At 73.7% G+C, this 16,332-nt stretch carries 18 protein-coding genes; 7 read left to right on the top strand and 11 right to left on the bottom strand.

Features of this window, described 5'->3' with window-relative positions; all coding sequences use genetic code 11:
* Positions 1-111 precede the first annotated feature (111 nt).
* The gene (locus V6U88_RS24895) at positions 112-828 is read right to left on the bottom strand and encodes an alpha/beta hydrolase (RefSeq protein ID WP_334456619.1); all 717 of its coding nucleotides are present in this window, start codon (positions 826-828) and stop codon (positions 112-114) included.
* Positions 829-957: 129 nt separating this feature from the next.
* Here V6U88_RS24895 and V6U88_RS24890 point away from each other — a divergent pair, with 129 nt between their 5' ends.
* Positions 958-1,560, top strand: coding sequence for a dihydrofolate reductase family protein (locus V6U88_RS24890; RefSeq protein ID WP_334456618.1), 603 nt, complete (start codon positions 958-960; stop codon positions 1,558-1,560).
* Here the strand turns inward: V6U88_RS24890 and V6U88_RS24885 are convergent.
* On the bottom strand, positions 1,526-4,606 hold the full coding sequence (locus V6U88_RS24885) for a BTAD domain-containing putative transcriptional regulator (RefSeq protein WP_334456617.1): 3,081 nt from the start codon (positions 4,604-4,606) through the stop codon (positions 1,526-1,528). The genes V6U88_RS24890 and V6U88_RS24885 overlap by 35 nt on opposite strands.
* 68 nt (positions 4,607-4,674) lie before the next feature.
* Here V6U88_RS24885 and V6U88_RS24880 point away from each other — a divergent pair, with 68 nt between their 5' ends.
* Both V6U88_RS24880 and V6U88_RS24875 read left to right on the top strand, forming a co-directional pair.
* The gene (locus V6U88_RS24880; RefSeq protein WP_334456616.1) at positions 4,675-5,430 is read left to right on the top strand and encodes an alpha/beta fold hydrolase; all 756 of its coding nucleotides are present in this window, start codon (positions 4,675-4,677) and stop codon (positions 5,428-5,430) included.
* A gap of 69 nt (positions 5,431-5,499) precedes the next feature.
* Positions 5,500-6,006, top strand: coding sequence for an ATP-binding protein (locus V6U88_RS24875; protein ID WP_334456615.1), 507 nt, complete (start codon positions 5,500-5,502; stop codon positions 6,004-6,006).
* Positions 6,007-6,036: 30 nt separating this feature from the next.
* Here V6U88_RS24875 and V6U88_RS24870 read toward each other — a convergent pair whose 3' ends face one another.
* Both V6U88_RS24870 and V6U88_RS24865 read right to left on the bottom strand, forming a co-directional pair.
* A complete protein-coding gene (locus V6U88_RS24870) occupies positions 6,037-6,471 on the bottom strand; it encodes a hypothetical protein (RefSeq protein ID WP_334456614.1) in 435 nt (144 codons plus the stop codon).
* Positions 6,468-6,908, bottom strand: a complete 441-nt coding sequence (locus V6U88_RS24865) for a hypothetical protein (RefSeq protein WP_334456623.1) — start codon at positions 6,906-6,908, stop codon at positions 6,468-6,470. Before V6U88_RS24865 ends, V6U88_RS24870 begins: the two co-directional genes overlap by 4 nt.
* A gap of 429 nt (positions 6,909-7,337) precedes the next feature.
* Here V6U88_RS24865 and V6U88_RS24860 point away from each other — a divergent pair, with 429 nt between their 5' ends.
* Complete coding sequence (locus tag V6U88_RS24860) at positions 7,338-7,724, top strand: DUF2267 domain-containing protein (protein WP_334456612.1); 387 nt, start codon at positions 7,338-7,340, stop codon at positions 7,722-7,724.
* A gap of 120 nt (positions 7,725-7,844) precedes the next feature.
* Here V6U88_RS24860 and V6U88_RS24855 read toward each other — a convergent pair whose 3' ends face one another.
* The 7 genes from V6U88_RS24855 to shbA form a co-directional block, all read right to left on the bottom strand.
* Positions 7,845-9,086 (bottom strand): styrene monooxygenase/indole monooxygenase family protein, encoded by a 1,242-nt coding sequence (locus tag V6U88_RS24855; protein WP_334456611.1) that lies wholly within the window; start codon positions 9,084-9,086, stop codon positions 7,845-7,847.
* 25 nt (positions 9,087-9,111) lie between these two features.
* Positions 9,112-9,699: a GTP-binding protein gene (locus V6U88_RS24850; RefSeq protein WP_334456609.1), complete on the bottom strand. Its 588-nt coding sequence runs from the start codon at positions 9,697-9,699 to the stop codon at positions 9,112-9,114.
* Positions 9,677-10,021: a DUF742 domain-containing protein gene (locus V6U88_RS24845; protein ID WP_238452096.1), complete on the bottom strand. Its 345-nt coding sequence runs from the start codon at positions 10,019-10,021 to the stop codon at positions 9,677-9,679. The genes V6U88_RS24850 and V6U88_RS24845 overlap by 23 nt, the downstream gene beginning before the upstream one ends.
* Positions 10,022-10,048: 27 nt before the next feature.
* Positions 10,049-10,510, bottom strand: coding sequence for a roadblock/LC7 domain-containing protein (locus V6U88_RS24840; protein WP_334456607.1), 462 nt, complete (start codon positions 10,508-10,510; stop codon positions 10,049-10,051).
* A complete protein-coding gene (locus V6U88_RS24835; protein WP_334456605.1) occupies positions 10,510-11,688 on the bottom strand; it encodes a sensor histidine kinase in 1,179 nt (392 codons plus the stop codon). Before V6U88_RS24835 ends, V6U88_RS24840 begins: the two co-directional genes overlap by 1 nt.
* A 440-nt stretch (positions 11,689-12,128) precedes the next feature.
* Entirely contained in the window at positions 12,129-13,007 is an 879-nt protein-coding gene (locus V6U88_RS24830) for a hypothetical protein (RefSeq protein WP_334456604.1), read from the bottom strand.
* Positions 13,004-13,582 carry an RNA polymerase sigma factor ShbA gene (gene shbA / locus V6U88_RS24825; protein ID WP_334456603.1) on the bottom strand — a complete coding sequence of 193 codons (579 nt, stop codon included), beginning with the start codon at positions 13,580-13,582 and terminating at the stop codon, positions 13,004-13,006. The genes V6U88_RS24830 and shbA overlap by 4 nt, the downstream gene beginning before the upstream one ends.
* 161 nt (positions 13,583-13,743) lie before the next feature.
* On the opposite strand from shbA, the gene V6U88_RS24820 reads away from it, so the two are divergent.
* From V6U88_RS24820 to V6U88_RS24810, 3 genes are read left to right on the top strand one after another with little or no spacing between them, the layout of a single operon-like run.
* On the top strand, positions 13,744-14,760 hold the full coding sequence (locus tag V6U88_RS24820; RefSeq protein WP_334456601.1) for an ABC transporter ATP-binding protein: 1,017 nt from the start codon (positions 13,744-13,746) through the stop codon (positions 14,758-14,760).
* Complete coding sequence (locus V6U88_RS24815) at positions 14,757-15,527, top strand: MlaE family ABC transporter permease (RefSeq protein ID WP_334456600.1); 771 nt, start codon at positions 14,757-14,759, stop codon at positions 15,525-15,527. Before V6U88_RS24820 ends, V6U88_RS24815 begins: the two co-directional genes overlap by 4 nt.
* Before the next feature lies 1 nt (position 15,528).
* Positions 15,529-16,332 (top strand): MlaE family ABC transporter permease, encoded by an 804-nt coding sequence (locus tag V6U88_RS24810; RefSeq protein WP_334456598.1) that lies wholly within the window; start codon positions 15,529-15,531, stop codon positions 16,330-16,332.

Raw genomic sequence — 16,332 nt, 5'->3', positions numbered from 1 at the left:
AAGCGCTACATCGTCCGTGAAATCCACGCCGCACTCATGGCCGACTTCGCCGCCCTCAACACCACTTGACATCCATAGGAGCATCCGGCCTTCCCAGCGGCCACCGGCCGGTCAGCCGGCCGGGCGCAACCAGGCCACCGCGCGACGCACGGTGTCCTCCGGAACCTCGTGCCCGCCGTCGAACTCGTCGTAGGTGACGTCGTAGCCGAGGGTCTGCAGGCGCGGCACCAGCGTCCTGCTGCACCGGTCGACGGGCAGCACCCGGTCGGCGGTGCCGTGGGAGACGAACACCCGGGGCGTGCCGTGGGTGAGCAGCGGGGCGGCGAAGCCGGGGGAGAAGGCCAGGACGGCGTCGAAGACGTCACCGTTGATCAGGCCGATCGACAGCGCGTACGACGCGCCGTCGGAGAACCCGCCGATCAGCATGCCGGCGATCGGGTGGCCGGTGACGATCTCCTGCAGCACCCGGTCGATGCGCCGCACGTCGGGGCCGAAGCCGACCCCGATCATGTCCCAGGTCGCCGCGACGGACTGCGGCGCGACGAGCAGCAGGCGCTGCTCGTCGGCGACCGGCAGCATCAGCTCCAGGGCCTGCCGGGGTGAGCCGCCGGCGCCGTGCAGCAGCAGGGCCAGCCGGTACGGGCCGCCGTCCGCCGGCTCCGGCACCCAGGCCTGGGCGACCAGCTCACCGTCCGGTGCGTCGAACGACACCAGGCCGGTGCGGCCCGTGGCGGCGACCGGTGGACCCGGTCGCACGCTCAGCCGGCCGTGCCGGGAATTCTCCTCCGGCTGCTCATGCGGTCGGGCGGTCTCCGGGGTGATCGGCATGGGTGCCTCCGCTTCGGCGGGACTGTCCGGCGGGCTACCCGGTTCGGCGCGAAGCAATCCCGCCCTGGCGGGGGAAGTGGTCCGGCGCGCGTAAGGGCGCCTGAAGCGAATCGTAAGCGGGATCCGGCAATGTTCTGGGTGTCACCGGAGAGCACCACCGACAGCCAGGAGATCCCGATGCGCAAGCTCATCAACTCGACCTACATCACCCTCGACGGCGTCATCGAGAACCCCATGTGGACCATGCCGTACTTCGACGAGGAGGCCGCCGCCTTCGCCGGCGCGCAGACGAACGAGGCCGACGCCCTGCTGATGGGGCGCATCACCTACGACGGCATGTCCGCCGCCTGGCCGACCCGGGACGAGAGCGACCCGAGCACCGGCGCCGCCTACTTCAACAACGTCAAGAAGTACGTCGCCTCGACCACCCTGACCGACCCGACCTGGAAGAACAGCGAGGTGCTCCAGGGCGACCTGATCGAGGAGGTGACCCGGCTCAAGGCGCAGGAGGGCAAGGCCATCCTCCAGTACGGCTTCGGCTCGGTCACCACCCAGCTGATCGCGGCCGGCCTGCTGGACGAGGTCCGGTTCTGGATCCACCCGGTGCTGGAGGGCGGCGACAGCGTGACCGCGCCGCTGAAGGACTTCAAGGCGTCGTTCGAGCTGGTCGACACGAAGGTGCATCGCAGCGGCGTGATCATCGCCTCGTACCGGCCGAAGGCGGCCCGCTGACGGACGCGCTCTCCAGCTGGGCCCGGGCCTCGCCCGGGCCCAGCTTGCCGCCCTCGGTGACCAGCGCGTCGAAGCGTTCCCGGCCGAGGGCGGCGACCAGCCGTACTGTCACCCGGTCGGTCTCGTCGCGCTCCGCCGGCGCCGCCGGGGCCCGGGCGGCCTCCCGCGCGGCGGCCGCGGCGCCCAGCAGACGGGCCGCGACCTCGGGCGAACGCACCGCCGAGGCCATCCCCTCCAGCGCATTGACGGCGTCGCGCGGTGACTCCATCGCCTGCGCGGCGTCGAACGCCTCGACGTGCAGGGCCAGCCCGGCGGCCGGGTCGCCGTCCTGCTCGGCCGCGTAGCCCAGCTCCACCAGAACCATCGGCAGGTACAGCGCGGGCCGGGTCTCCCGGCGACCCTGCTCCGCAATGCGCGTCAGGTGCGTGACGGCCACGTCGAGCTTGCCCTCGCGACGGGCGGCCAGGCCGAGGCTCACCTCGGCGAAGATCGTCGCGTTCGGCGCGTCCTGCTCCACCGCCAGCCGGTACGCGCGTTCGGCCAGCTCCCGGCCCTGCGCGTAGTCGCGGGTCTGCACCGCCAGCCAGGCCAGCCAGGACAGCTTGCTGCTCACCTCCGGCCACAGCGACAGCTCCTCGGCCCAGCGCAGTCCCTCCCGCTGCAGGGCGGCGGCGCGCTCGTGGTCGCCCTGCATCTCGGCCAGGCCGCCCACCCAGTCGGTGGCCTGGAGCCGCCCCCAGCGGTCGCCGATCCCGGCGAACAACGCGGCGCTGCGGGTCCCGGCGCGCTCCAGCGCGGCCAGGTCGCCGGTGGCGTGCGCCACCTTGGCCCGCGAGCTGAGCACCGCGGCCTCCGTCCACGGGTCGTCGACGGCGCTGGGCAGCAGTTCGTCCGCCAGCGCCAGATCGCTGCGGTCGATCACCGCGTTCGCGACGAACCACGCGGCCCGGCCGTCGCCGGCGCCGGCCACGGCGGCGCGCAGGTCACCCGGCACGAGCGGGTCACCCTGCAACAGCGCGAACCCGGCCCGCCACGGCGCGGCGCGCGCCTCCTCGGCCGGATCGCCGGGCACCGCCAGCGCCCGCCGCGCCTCGGTGAGCCGGCCGCGCAGGAACCAGTACCAGCTCAGGGCGGTGGCCAGGCGCAGCCCGCCGCCGTGCGCCAGCGCCGCGCGCAGGTTCGCCGTCTCCGCGTCGAGCCGCGCCAGCCACTGGCGCTGGTCGGGGCCGTGCAGCTCCGGGTCGGCGCGTTCGGCCAGGTCGGTGTAGTAGGCCGCGTGCCGGGCGCGGACCTCGTCGGCGTCGGGCAGGCGTTCCAGGCAGAACGCGGCGACCGACTCGAGCAGCCGGTAGCGGGGGCTCGCGCCGGAGTCGTCCACCACCACCAGCGACCGGTCCACCAGCCGGGCCAGCGCGTCGAGGTCCGTTCGGCACACCTGCTCGGCCGCCTCCGGGGTGCAGCCGTCGCTGAACACCGCCAGCCGGGCCAGCACCCGGCGGTCGGCCTCGTCCAGCAGGTCCCAGCTCCAGCCGATCACCGCGGTCAGCGTGCGCTGCCGCGGCGGGGTGTCCCGCTGCGCGGTGGTGAGCAGCCGGAAGCGGTCGTCCAGCCGGTCCACCACGCCCTGCACGCCGAGCGCCCGCACCCGGGTCGCGGCCAGTTCGAGGGCCAGCGGCAGGCCGTCCAACCGGCGGCAGAGCTGGGCCACCGCGGGCCCGGTCCGCTCGTCGAGGCGGAAGCCGCGCTGGTGCGCGCCGGCCCGGGCGGCGAACAGCCGGGCCGCGGCCGAGCGCCGGACCGCGTCGAGGTCGCGGTCGTGCCCGGGTACGGCCAGCGGCGGCACCTCCCAGAGCACCTCGCCGGTGAGGCCGAGCGGTTCCCGGCTGGTGGCCAGCACCGTGACCCCGGGGGCGTCGCGCAGCAACCGGCCGACCAGCGCGGCGACCGGCTCGATGACGTGCTCGCAGTTGTCCAGCACGAGCAGCAGTTGCCGGTGCCGGAGCCCGGCGGACAGCCGGTCGACGGCGGAGACGCTGGCGCCGGCGGCCTCCCGCAGGTCCAGGGCGCCGAGCACCTGCTCGGCCACGCCCGGGTCGCCGGCCGGCAGCGGGGCCAGCTCCACCAGGTGGACGCCGTCGGGGAGGGACCGTTCGCGGGCGGCCTCGGTGGCCAACCGCGTCTTGCCGACACCGCCCGGCCCGATCAGCGTGACCAGCCGCTGCCGCGGGAGCAGGGCACGCAGCTCGGTCAGCGCCTCGGCCCGCCCGACCAGCTCGTCGAGCCGGGCCGGCAGGCTGTTCCGGATGATCGCGGCCTTCGGTGGGGCGCTCAGGCCGGCGTCCTGTTCGAGGATCCGGCGGTGCAGGGCGACCAGCTCCGGCCCCGGGTCGAGCCCCAGCTCGTCGCCGAGGCGGTCGCGCAGGTCGGCGTAGCTGTCCAGGGCCTCGGACTGGCGGCCCGCGGCGTACAGGGCGCGCATCTGCAACGCGCGCAGGCCCTCGCGCAACGGATGCTGGGCGACCAGCTCGGCGAGGTCGGCGGCGACCAGGTCGTGCTCGCCGCGGGCCATCCGGGCGTCGGCGAGCCGTTCGTGCACCACCAGGCGCTGCTCGGCCAGGCGGGTCGCCTCCGCGCGGGCGAACTCGGCGTCGGCCACGTCGGCGTACGCGTCGCCGCGCCAGAGCGCGAGGGCCGCGGTCAGCCGGTCGACGTCGGTCGAGGTGGCCAGCTCGGCGAACCGGTCGGCGTCCACCGCGCCGGTACGCAGCAGGTAACCGGGCGGCCTCGACTCGACCAGGTCGCGCGCGCCCGGTTCGGCGTCGTTGAGCGCCTTGCGCAGCTGCGACACCCGCACCTGCAGGGCGCCGGCCGGATTGGCCGGGGCGTCGTCACCCCACAGGTCGTCGACGAGCCGGTCCGCCGAGACCACCTGGTTGCGGTTGGCCAGCAGATCCGCCAGCAGCACCCGCACCTTCGCACCGGGTACGACGACCGGCTCGCCGGTGTCGGTGGTGACGGCGAGCGGCCCGAGCACCCCGAACTGCACGGCCGCAATCCTAGCGACGCTAAGCCGACCTGAAGGGGACCGTAAGCGCCCCGGCCCATCCTCGGCACATGGACATCCACCACGAAGAACACGGCACCGCCGAGGGGCGGCCGCTCGTGCTGATCCACGGCGCGCTCTCCGGCATCGGCACCTCGTTCGGCAGGATCCTGCCGCTGCTGTCCAAGACGCGGCGGGTGATCGCCGTCGAGTTGCAGGCACACGGTCGTACCCCGGACATCGACCGGCCGCTGACCGTGGAGCACTTCGCCGCCGACGTGGTCGAGCTGCTCGACCGCCTCGGCGTCGAGCGGGCGGACCTGTTCGGCTGGAGCATGGGCGCGGCGGTCGCGCTGCGCCTCGGCACCGACCACGCCGAGCGGGTCGGGCGGCTGGTGCTCGCCTCGGTGAGCTTCGACGACACCGGCCTGCACCCCGGGCTGCTGGACGGCATCCAGGACCTGCAACCGGAACACCTGCACGGCTCGGAGTTCCACGAGGAGTACCTGCGGACCGCGCCGGACCCGGCCGGCTGGCCCGTCCTGGTCACCAAGATGAAGGTGTTGGACGCGAACCTGCCGCGGTGGACGCCCGAGCAGATCCGGGCGCTGGCCGCACCCACCATGATCGTGCTGGCCGACTCGGACATCGTCCGGCCCGAGCACGCCGTGCGGATGTTCCGGCTGCTCGGCGGCGCGGTGGCCGGTGATCTGGCCGGCCTGCCCGCCTGCCGGCTGGCCATCCTGCCCGGTACCACGCACACCACCGTCCCGCACCGCGCCGACTGGCTGGCCCCGATGGTCGACGAGTTCCTGGACGAGGGCTGACGGCCCGGGAAACGATGGTTGTCCTGCCGCAACGGTCGCGGAAACTTCCAACGTGGGTAACCTGCGGGCGTGGACGACGACGCGGGGACGACCGACCCGGGGCTGGTGACCCCCGGGCCGGCCGCCGGGTCCGCCCTCCTGTCGGAGGATTTCACCGCCGACTCGGTGACGGCCCTGCGGCACCGGTTGCAGGCGGCGGTGAGCGGCGCGGGCCTCCTCGGCGACGTGGGCTACGACTTCGTCCTCGCCGTGCACGAACTGGCCACCAACGCGGTGCGCCACGGCGGCGGCCGGGGGCACCTCGACCTCCGCCGCCAGGACGACGTGCTGATCTGCGAGGTCAGCGACCACGGCGCGGCCGGCGCGACGCTGCCGGTGCGGCCGCCGGCCGTGGATGTCGCCGGCGGACGCGGGCTGTGGCTGGCCCACCGGCTGACCGAGGGCCTGCTGCTCGTCGGGGGAGTCGACGGCGTCACCGCCACCGTGACCGCCTGCCTGGACCGGGACGACAGGCCGCCCGTCGCCGGCGGCGCGACGCCCGAGCCCGGCCGGACGGCGGACGGCGACCCGACCTGACGCCCGCCGGCAGGCCGTCCTCCGGCGCGGTCAGGGCCGGCGCGGCGTCGTGTCGGTGCGGCGTTCCCACTGCTCGCCGCGCTTGCGGAGGTCCTCCCGCACCGCGCTGCGGATGGATCGCAGGGTGGCATCGGGCGCGAAGATCAGGACGTACCAGCGGTCGAGCATGGCGTGCAGGTCGGCGAGCGTCGCGGTCGCCCGCTGCGTCTGCTCCCGGGACGCCCGCAACTGTTCCCGGGCCGCTTGTGCCTCCGCCTCCAGTTCCGACACCCGCACCCGCATCGGCTCGACGAGGGTCAGCGCCGCGTCGGTGAGCACGTCCGCCGCCTCCGCCTTGAACTTGCCGCGCTGGGCCACGACGGCCGCGATGGCCGCCAGGCCGCTGGCGCCGCCGAGCACCCCCAGTACCGACAGCACGACCTGTACCCACTCAGGGGCTGCGGAGGCGCCGGTCGGAGGTGTCATCGCCGGCCGCCGGTCAGTACGTCGGCCCCGTTCCGGTCGATGTGGCGGATCAGCCGCCGGAGGTCGAGCAGGATCTCCACGGCACGCCACCACGAACCGATGGCGACGGCGGCGATGAACGAGGTGGCCGCCACCGCCATCCGGCCGGACATCACCGTCAGGGTGACGGCGTACATCCCGGCGAGGGTGCCCAGCAGGAGCATCGATGCCAGCTCGATGCCGAGGCCGGTGGAGAACCGTCCCGGCCAGAGCAGCCCGAGCAGGCCGCCGAGGCCGACGGCGATGAGCCCCAGTTCCCAGCCGACCCGGACCGGTCCCGGCATCGCCATCTCCACCGAGGGTGGGCGCACGTTCAGGGTGATGAGCAGGAGCCCGCACACGGGCGCGGTGAGCAGGATGGCGTTCTCGAACGGTCGCCGGTTACGCCAGATCCGCATGCTGCGCACGGCAACTCCCTGAGGTCGATGCGGTACCCCGTCGGGAGACGCTGCGGTTGCCGGAGGCGTACGACCAGACTGCCCGCACGGGGCGGCACCCGCCGCTGTGACGGGGCGTGACGACGAGCGTCATCGGTGGTCGACACCTCTAGTCATACCACCCGTAGCCCGTCGCCCCAACTGATGGGATCCGACATATGCGCTGGTCAGAGCGGTGCGAGCGACCTCGAACGCGTGGCCCGGGCGACGCCGAAGGGGGTCCCGGGCAGGATCGGGCTGGGGCTGACCGTCGGGGGCCAGGGCGGCCGGCACGGCGATGGTGGTGGCGCCGTCCTCGGTGACGGTCGCCCACCCCCGCCTCGTCCCCCCGGCGTTTGCCGGCGGTGGCCGCGGGTAGCCACGCTGCCTCCGCCACGGGAAGGACATCGCATGGGCGAGCTGAAGTTCGTCGACAAGGTCGCCGCACGGGCGGGCGTACCGCCGGAGACGGCGCGGTCCCTGACCGAGGCCACCCTGAGCACCCTCACGCAGCGGATCAGCGGTGGCGAGGCGGCGGCCCTGGCCGACCATGTCGCCGCCGAGCTGAGCCCGCTGCTGGTCAAGGGCGCGGAGGACCCGGAGGTGTTCGGCTACGACGAGTTCGTGCGCCGGGTGGCGGACGGCGCCGGGGTGGACCGGGGCGTCGCCGAGCGGGGCGTGCGGGCCGTCCTGCAGACCCTGCACCGGGTGGTCGGACACCGGGAGTTCGAGGACGCCATGGCGCAACTGCCGGCGGACCTGCGGGCCCTGGCCGAGCCCCTGCCGCGCGCGCCCTGACGCCACGCGGGCGCCGAGTCGTATCCAGAGCTGCCGGCGGGGGTCGCCGGGGTGGCGGCCCGGCGCGACGGGCCTGCGCCGGCCCGTCGCGCCGAGGTTCGCCCGCCGGGCGCGGGCGGGTCAGCCGGCGGCCACCGCGGCCAGGTAGCGCTCCGCGCGGTCCGGCGCCATGAACCAGTCCTCCAGGTCGTTCGGGTCGCAGAAGCCGTTGGCGAACCGGCGGGCGATCGTGGGACTGGACGCGGCGGTGCCGAGGATCTGCTGCACGTGCGGCGGCAACGGCTGGAGCATGGCGTTGGTCCAGTTGGTGACCGCCTGGCCGGTGTCGGCCCAGAACCGCTCGAACGTCCGCTCCATCCACTCCCGGTCGAAGGGCTGGTCGGCGCGCTCCAGGATCGACCGCAGGTACGCGTCGGCGCACTTCGCGGCGGTGTTGCTGCCCTGACCGGTGATCGGGTCGTTGGCGATCACCACGTCGGCCATGCCGAAGACGGCGCCGCCCGAGGGGAGTTCGCCGACCGGGCGGCGGACCGTGGGGGTGTACCGGCCGGAGAGGGTGGCCCGCCCGTCGGTCAGCTCCACCCCGGCACACCGCTCGTAAATCCACGGCGTGTACCGCCGGGTCAGCTCCAGGGTCAGCTTGAGGTGCTCGGCCGGGTCCCGCCGCTCCTGCCACAGGTCCAGCGGCCCGTCCGGCACCGCCTCCCAGAACAGGATGTCGCACGGTCCGGACAGGGTGAGCGCGGGAATGACGAAGAGTTCCCCGAGCCCGGGCACCGCGTTGAAGCTGACGTGCGGCTCGGGCCAGAGCGGGTCCGGCGTCATGCCGTGCACGTACGCGACGGCCAACCCGCGCTGCGGCGTGGCGTACACCGACCGCTGCGGGTCGCGGTCGAAGACACCCACCAGATCACCCTTGCCGGCCGCCACGACGGTCAGGTCGTAGCGGCCGAGCCGGGTCAGCCCGTCCAGGTCGGCCGTGGTCACGCCCTGGTAGTGCACGGTGCCGCCGCGCTGCTCGAACAGCTCCAGCCAGGCGGCCATCTTCAGCCGCTGGTCGGTGCTCTGCGCGGGCTCGTCCAGCGGGCAGGGGATGCGCAGCGCCCGCTCGCCGGGCGGCGCCGACAGCGACACGTGCAGCCCCTGGATCTGCGGCGACTGCTCCGCCCAGAGGTCCAGGCCGTACCGGCGTTCGGTGTGCAGGGCGGCGGCGAACATGGCCTGCGTGCTCATCACCCAGCCACGGCGGATCTCGTCGGGCGTGCGGGCCGACATGATGGTCACGTCGTAGCCCTCGGCGAGCAGGCCGAGTCCGAGCTGCAGCCCGGACTGGCCGGCCCCGACGATCAGGATTCTGCGCATCTATCTGTACCTCCAGGTGGGTGAGCTACCGGACCGCGCCGGCGGTGCTGGCCATGGTGTGCTCCACGACCGTCACCAGCGCCCGCGCGACCGACGAGGGGTCCCGGACGTCGCACGCGATCAGGGGAACGTGGGGGGACAGTCCGAGGGCCGCCCGGACGTCGTCCAGGCGGTGGGTCAGTACGCCGTCGAACAGGTTGACGCAGACCACGAACGGCAGGTCGGTGTCCTGCTCGAAGTAGTTGACCGCGGGGAAGGACGCCTCCAGGCGTCGGGTGTCGGCCAGGACGAGGGCACCCACCGCGCCGCGGCACAGGTCGTCCCACATCGGCCAGAACCGGGGCTGCCCGGGCGTGCCGAACAGATACAGCACCAGGTCCCCGCCGATCGTCAACCGGCCGAAGTCCATCGCCACGGTGGTGGTCGTCTTGTCGATCCCCGGATCGAGCCGGTCCACCGTCTCGCTGGCCGCCGTCATCCACGCCTCGGTGTTGATCGGCGGAATCTCCGAGATGGACTGCACGCACGTCGTCTTGCCGACCCCGAAGCCGCCGGCAATGACGATCTTCGCGGAGGTGGGCAGGGGGTGGTCAGGCGAGCTGACGGAGGCCATCGCGGAGTCTCTCCAGAAGGCGGTGGTCGAACGGGGAGGCGGCGGTGTCGCCGTGGATGCGCAGTCGGTCGGTCGCGGCGAGGTCGTCGACGACCACCCGGGTCACCCCCAGCGACATGCCGCAGACCGCGGACAGTTCGGCGACCGAGCGGGTCGTGCGCGCGTGCTCGTAGAGCGACCGCGGCTCCGGCAGCAGGCCCGAGGCGAACACGGCGTCGTAGTACGGCACCGACACCAGGGTGTGCACCAGCAGATGCTGCCTGGTGCGGGTGCGCCCTCCGGTGAGGACGTAGGGCCGCACCTTCCAGTACGGGGTGGGCATGGTGGAGACTCCTTGGCTCCGGGGCGGTCAGCGGGCCGGCTGGCCGGCGGTGTGGCGGTGCAACTCGCTACGGACCTGCGGGGTGAGCGCGTGCCGGACGGCGCCGACGAACTGCGTCATCCGGTAGGCGACGACGCGCAGGTCGCAGCCGGCCGTGGCGGCCACGGCCAGGCCCGCCGACTCGCCCACCCGCATGAACAGCAGGTGCCCGTGGGGCAGCCGGACCGTCAGGTACTCCGACGCGCCGAGGTCGAGCAGGGCGGCGCTGCGGTCGGCGATGCTGAGCAGCCCGGAGGTCAGGGCGGCGAGCTGGTCGCCGAGGTCGCGGGGCACCCGACCGGACGCGGCGAGCTGGAGCCCGTCGAGGGAGACGAGCACCGCGTGGGTCACGCCGGGCACGTCGTCGGCGAACTGGCGGATCAGCCAGGCGCAGTCCGGCGGGCTCTGGCCGACGGTCGGCTGGTGGCGTGCGTCAAGCGGTGGGGTCATCAGGGGTGTCCTTCGTCGAGATTGGCTGGTCGGGCGTCGCCGACCCCGGCGGCGAAGGCCGCCGTCTCGTCCGGCCAGGCAGACCCACCGGACGGTGGGGCCGGGGGCCGCGGTGCCGTGACCGGTGGCGGCGGCGGGCGGTGCGCCCCGGGCGAGGGGGTCTGCCCGCGCACGCTCTCGCGGACCCGGCGGGGCAGGCCGCCGGGCAGCTCCGGCGGGCGGGTGTCCGGAGCCGGGCCGTCGCCGGCCGGCGCGCCATCGAGGGTGGCCAGCCGCAGCGTCGGAGTGCGCCTGGTGTCGTTCGAGGTGGACATCTGTGCGCTCCCCTGCGGGGTTCCGGCCCAGGTGGGCGGTCGGCCGCCCCCCGGCATCGGGGCGGGGCCGGTCGGCCCCGGCCGGGCGGCGGGCGCCACCTCGCAGAGCAGGGCTCCGGGGACCAGCACGGTCGCGGTCGTGCCGCCCGAGGGCCGGGCGGTGAGGCTGACCCGCAGCTGGTGAGCGCGCGACAGGTGCGCGACGACGAGCAGGCCCAGGTGGGCCGCGGGATTGCCGGCGACCGGTGCCGGCGCGGTGCCGGCCAGCATGGCGTTGAGCTGCGGTAGCTGGTGGGGGTCGATGCCGACGCCGGCGTCCTCGGCCCGGAGCAGCACGCTGCCGTCCTCGGTGACGTAGGCGGAGACGACCACCGGCGAGGTGGGCGGGGAGAAGCGGGTCGCGTTGTCGAGCAGTTCGGTGAGCACCCGGATGACGTCGTCGGCGGCGAACTCGACGACGCCCAGGTCCACGACGTGTCCGACCCGGACCCGGGGGTAGTGCTCGATGGCCGAGGAGGCGGCCCGGACCACGTCGACCAGGGTGACGGTCTGCGGGCTGGCGTCCTCGACCCGGCGGCCCAGCAGCACCTGGAGGTTCTCCGCGTGGCGGCGGATGCGGGTGTTCGCGTGGTCGATGCGGTAGAGCCGTTCGAGCCGTTCCGGGTCCTGCTCGTCGGTCTCCACCGCTTCGAGGTGGCTGCCCATCTGGTACGCCGAGGCGAGGATGCGCAACGCGAACTGGTCGCAGATCGCCGGCCAGAGGTTTTCCGCGTGGTTCTCGGGCGGGGGTGGGCTCGCCGCGGCGGCGTCCGTCTGCTCGATCGCGGGATCCAGCCACCGGGCCGCCCGCTGCCGCCACGTCATGCGTCGACGATGCGGTGCCGTCACTGTGGACATCTCGTCGTGTTTCACGAAATAGCAGACCTATCGGTAATCAGGGGTTCTGACACGGTGCAGCAGTCAACCACCGTTGGGTGGTGCTGGCAACACCGAACGGTCGAACTGAGGCTTTCCGCACCGGGCCGGCGCCGTCTCCGGCGCTTGCGCGAAAGGGGGTCACCCGGCGACGACACCACCGGGCGTACGGGTCGGCCGGGGTCGATCAGCGGGTGGTCGCGCCGCCGCCTGCCTGTCGTGCCGGTCCGGGACCGGTCGCGTGGAAGCCATGTCTGTACATCGCACCCGGCGTTCGGAACGCAACATCATTTTCTGGGCGATTACCGCGCGTGGCCGGTGCGTGCCGCCCACCGTCCGCGCCGAACCCCGGAGGAGCGGTGTCCGGCGCGGACGTCACGCGGAGGAATTCAGTCGAGCAGGTTCCCGGTGGGCAGCGGCAGCCCGGGCAGGGGCGGCAGCAGCGACGGGCTCGGCGCCGGCGACAGGGGAAGCCTCGGCAGCGACGGCAGGAGTCCGGACCCGGAGCTGGGTCGCGGCGTGGGCCGTGCCGACGGCGACGCCGGGGCAGTCCGGGGCGCAGCCGGGGCCGGCGCCCTGGGGGAGCTGCCGGCCGTCGAGGCGGCCGGCGCGGGCGCCGGAGGCGGGGCGCAGCCGGGCCCGCCGGGGCAGGGCGGCGCCGCCAGGTCGCGCAGGAGGGCGTCGATCTCGGCGCGCAGCCGGTCCGCCTCGGCGGGGTCGGCGACCCAGGCCAGGTCCTGTCGAGCCTGGTCGATCCACTGTCGGGCCTCGTCGAGCCGGCCGGCGGCGACGGCGTCGCGGGCCCGGGCGATGCTCTGCTCGACGGTGCGCACCGCGGCCTGCTCGGGATGCAGGACCTTGGTCAGCGACCACAGCGGACTCGTCGGCCCGGCGTTCCTGCTGCCCACCCCCAGCCCGGTCGCCAGCACGAGGACGGCGGCCACGGCGGCGGCCAGCCGCAGGCCCCACGGCCGGGGCCGTCGCGGTCGGACGCGGCCGGCCGCAACGCCGTCCCGCCCGGAGCGGAGGTCGGCCCCGATCCGCCCGACCCGCCGGCCGGCGTCGGCCCCGACGGCGAGCAGCGGGGCGCCGGCCGCCGTGTCGTCGGCGTCGGCGATGATGTCGGCCCGCCAAGCGGCGAGCAACACCGCCAGGTCGTCACCGTCGGCCCCCTCCTCGCCCCGCCCGAGCGCGTCGAGGAGCAGGTCGTCGCGAGTGGCCGTGGTGAGGTCGAGCTCCTCACCGCCGTCCGGCTCGTGCCTGCTCATGCCGCCACCTCGTCAAGTCCGCTGCCGGCAAGCGTACGGAGCCGGGCGAGGGCCCGGGACTGGGCCACCCGTACGGCCGCGGCCGACATCCCGAGGATGGTGCCCACCTCCTCGGCGGTCAGGCCGACCGCCACCCGGAGCGTGATGATCTCCCGCTGCACGTCGGGGAGCCGCTGCAACAGCACCGACAGCCGGCGGGCCAGGTCGGTGGCCACGGCCTGCTGCTCCGGACCGGGTGCCGCGTCCGGCCGCTCCAGTGGGGTGTCGGTCATGGTGACGGCGGAGTCGCGTACCGCCGCCCGCTGGGCGTCGGCGACCTTGTGCGCGGCGACGGCGAAGACGAACGCCGAGAAGGGCTTGCCCTGCTCGCGGTAGCGGGGCAGGGCCTTCAGCACCGCCAGGCAGACCTCCTGGGCGACGTCGTCGGCCGTGGTGTACGCCCCGCCGACGCGGCCCAGCCGCGCCCGGCAGTACCGGACGAGCCCCGGCCGTACGTCGGTGAGCAGGGCCGACAGGGCCGCCGGGTCACCACCGGCGGCCCGACGGACGAGCTCTGGCTCGATCGCTGTGGTCATTGATTGCGAGGCACCTTCATTACCGGCGGGTTAACGGCACGCTATCGAGAGGAAGGCCACTTTGCATAGGTCACCCTCTGTGGCTGCCGCCGTGCGCAAAGAAGTGTGTTGCGTTCCGTCCCGCCGCCGCGATGTCCCTGGTGTCGACGGAGGGAGGGCGCATGGGTGTCGAAGTGGCCGTGCAGGGACTGACCAAGTCCTTCGGTGGGCAGCCGGTCTGGTCGGACATCAGCCTGACCCTGCCGGCGGGTGAGATCTCGGTGCTGCTGGGTCCGTCCGGCACCGGCAAGTCGGTGTTCCTCAAGACCCTGGTGGGGCTGCTGCGGCCCGACGCCGGTTCGATCTGGATCGAGGGCAAGGACCTGCCGCGGCTCTCCGAACGCGCGCTGTACGAGGTGCGCAAGCTGTTCGGGGTGCTGTTCCAGGACGGCGCGTTGTTCGGCTCGATGACCATCTACGACAACGTGGCCTTCCCGCTGCGTGAGCACACCCGCAAGTCCGAGTCGCAGATCCGCGACGTGGTCAACGAGAAGCTCGACATGGTCGGCCTGGTCGGCGCCGAGAAGAAGCTCCCGGGTGAGATATCCGGCGGCATGCGCAAGCGGGCCGGACTGGCCCGCGCGCTCGTGCTCGACCCCCGCATCGTCCTGTTCGACGAGCCCGACTCCGGGCTGGACCCGGTGCGCACCGCGTACCTGAACCAGCTCATCATCGACCTCAACCAGCGGACCGGGGCGACGTTCCTGATCGTCACGCACGACATCAACACCGCGCGTACGGTGCCCGACAACATCGGCCTGATCTACCACGGGCACCTCGCCATGTTCGGACCCCGGGAGATGCTGCTGTCCAGCACCGAGCCGGTGGTGCGGCAGTTCCTCAACGCCCAGCGGGTCGGCCCGATCGGGATGGCCGAGGAGAAGGACGCCGAGGAGCTGCAGGCCGAGGCCGACGCCGGGGTGGAGCTGCCCCCGCTGCCGCCCATCCCGCTGCAGCTGCCGCCCTCGGACGGGCTGCCCCGGGCCGCGGAGCGCCCGCCGGGGCAGTGGTGCCGGGACAACGGCGTCACCCCGCCACCCGGCTCCTTCGAGGGCCGCCGCGACACCGCGCAGCCGACCATCGAGCTGGGCCGGGAGCTCGCCGCCGACGGGCGGCACCACCGGGAGGTGGCCGGATGAGCGCCCCCGTCGCCGCCGTCCGCGCCACCGGCGAGTTCTTCGCGTTCTGCCTGGACACCCTGCGCAGCCTGGGCCGCCGGCCGGTGCAGGTCCGGGAGTTCGTGCAGCAGGCCTGGTTCATCAGCTCGGTGTCCATCCTGCCGGCCGCGCTGGTCTCCATCCCCTTCGGCGCGGTCATCGCGTTGCAGCTCGGATCGCTGGTCCGGCAGCTCGGCGCGCAGTCGTTCACCGGGGCCGCGTCGGTGCTCGCGGTGGTCCGCGAGGCAGGGCCGATCGTCACCGCGCTGATCATCGCCGGCGCGGGCGGCTCGGCCATCTGCGCCGATCTCGGCGCCCGCAAGATCCGGGAGGAACTCGACGCGATGCAGGTGCTCGGCATCGACCCGATCCAGCGCCTGGTGGTGCCGCGCGTGCTCGCCTCGATGCTGGTCGCCGTCCTGCTCAACGGCCTGGTCAGCGTGGTCGGGGTGACCGGCGGCTACCTGTTCAACGTGGTCCTGCAGGGCGGCACGCCCGGCGCGTACCTGGCCAGCTTCCAGGCCCTCGGGCAACTGCCGGACCTGGTGGTGGGCGAGGTCAAGGCGCTGCTCTTCGGCGCCGCCGCCGCGCTGGTCGCCTGCTACAAGGGGATGACCGCCAAGGGCGGCCCCAAGGGGGTCGGCGACGCGGTCAACCAGAGCGTGGTGATCACCTTCATGCTGCTGTTCGCGCTGAACTTCCTCGTCACGGCCGTGTACTTCCAGGTCGTACCGCAGAAGGGAAGCTGACGTGACGGTGCTGCGACACCTCGACGACCTGGGCGGTCAGCTCGCCTTCTACCTGCGTGCCATCGCGTGGGCGCCCCGGACGGTCCGCCGGTACAAGCGCGAGGTGATCCGGCTGCTGGCCGAGGTCAGCTTCGGCTCCGGCGCACTGGCCGTGCTCGGCGGCACCGTCGGCGTCATCTGCTTCCTGACCTTCTTCACCGGCACCGAGGTCGGCCTGCAGGGCTACCAGGCGCTCAACCAGATCGGCAGCAGCGCGTTCACCGGCTTCGTCTCCGCGTACTTCAACACCCGGGAGATCTCGCCGCTGGTGGCGGCGCTGGCGTTGTCGGCCACCGTCGGCTGCGGCTTCACCGCCCAGCTCGGCGCGATGCGGATCTCCGAGGAGGTGGACGCCCTGGAGGTGATGGGCGTGCCCTCCCTGCCGTTCCTGGTCACCACCCGCATGATCGCCGGCTTCGTCGCGGTGATCCCGCTGTACGTGGTCGGCCTGCTCAGCAGCTACCTCGCCACCCGCACCATCGCGGTCGGCTACTACGGACAGTCCGCCGGCACCTACGACTACTACTTCCACCTCTTCCTGCCGCCGGTGGACGTGCTCTGGTCGTTCGGCAAGGTGCTGGTCTTCAGCGTGATCGTGGTGCTGGTGCACTGCTACTACGGCTACACCGCCAAGGGCGGGCCCGCCGCCGTCGGCGTCGCGGTCGGCCGGGCCGTCCGGCTCTCGATCGTCGCGGTCAACATCGTCGACTTCTTCCTGTCGCTGGCCATCTGGGGCGCGACCACCACCGTCCGGATCGCGGGGTGA

It is taken from the genome of Micromonospora sp. CPCC 205739, assembly GCF_036906795.1.
Lineage (GTDB): Bacteria > Actinomycetota > Actinomycetes > Mycobacteriales > Micromonosporaceae > Micromonospora.
This window is presented reverse-complemented; position numbering and strand designations above follow the sequence as displayed.

Coding starts and splice junctions, on each gene's coding strand:
- shbA (WP_334456603.1), bottom strand. CDS start 13,582: ATGACCACAGCGATCGAGCCAGAGCTCGTCCGTCGGGCCGCCGGTGGT.
- V6U88_RS24895 (WP_334456619.1), bottom strand. CDS start 828: ATGCCGATCACCCCGGAGACCGCCCGACCGCATGAGCAGCCGGAGGAG.
- V6U88_RS24845 (WP_238452096.1), bottom strand. CDS start 10,021: ATGCCCACCCCGTACTGGAAGGTGCGGCCCTACGTCCTCACCGGAGGG.
- V6U88_RS24855 (WP_334456611.1), bottom strand. CDS start 9,086: ATGCGCAGAATCCTGATCGTCGGGGCCGGCCAGTCCGGGCTGCAGCTC.
- V6U88_RS24835 (WP_334456605.1), bottom strand. CDS start 11,688: ATGACGTGGCGGCAGCGGGCGGCCCGGTGGCTGGATCCCGCGATCGAG.
- V6U88_RS24890 (WP_334456618.1), top strand. CDS start 958: ATGTTCTGGGTGTCACCGGAGAGCACCACCGACAGCCAGGAGATCCCG.
- V6U88_RS24840 (WP_334456607.1), bottom strand. CDS start 10,510: ATGACCCCACCGCTTGACGCACGCCACCAGCCGACCGTCGGCCAGAGC.
- V6U88_RS24820 (WP_334456601.1), top strand. CDS start 13,744: ATGGGTGTCGAAGTGGCCGTGCAGGGACTGACCAAGTCCTTCGGTGGG.
- V6U88_RS24880 (WP_334456616.1), top strand. CDS start 4,675: ATGGACATCCACCACGAAGAACACGGCACCGCCGAGGGGCGGCCGCTC.
- V6U88_RS24850 (WP_334456609.1), bottom strand. CDS start 9,699: ATGGCCTCCGTCAGCTCGCCTGACCACCCCCTGCCCACCTCCGCGAAG.
- V6U88_RS24815 (WP_334456600.1), top strand. CDS start 14,757: ATGAGCGCCCCCGTCGCCGCCGTCCGCGCCACCGGCGAGTTCTTCGCG.
- V6U88_RS24830 (WP_334456604.1), bottom strand. CDS start 13,007: ATGAGCAGGCACGAGCCGGACGGCGGTGAGGAGCTCGACCTCACCACG.
- V6U88_RS24860 (WP_334456612.1), top strand. CDS start 7,338: ATGGGCGAGCTGAAGTTCGTCGACAAGGTCGCCGCACGGGCGGGCGTA.
- V6U88_RS24865 (WP_334456623.1), bottom strand. CDS start 6,908: ATGCGGATCTGGCGTAACCGGCGACCGTTCGAGAACGCCATCCTGCTC.
- V6U88_RS24870 (WP_334456614.1), bottom strand. CDS start 6,471: ATGACACCTCCGACCGGCGCCTCCGCAGCCCCTGAGTGGGTACAGGTC.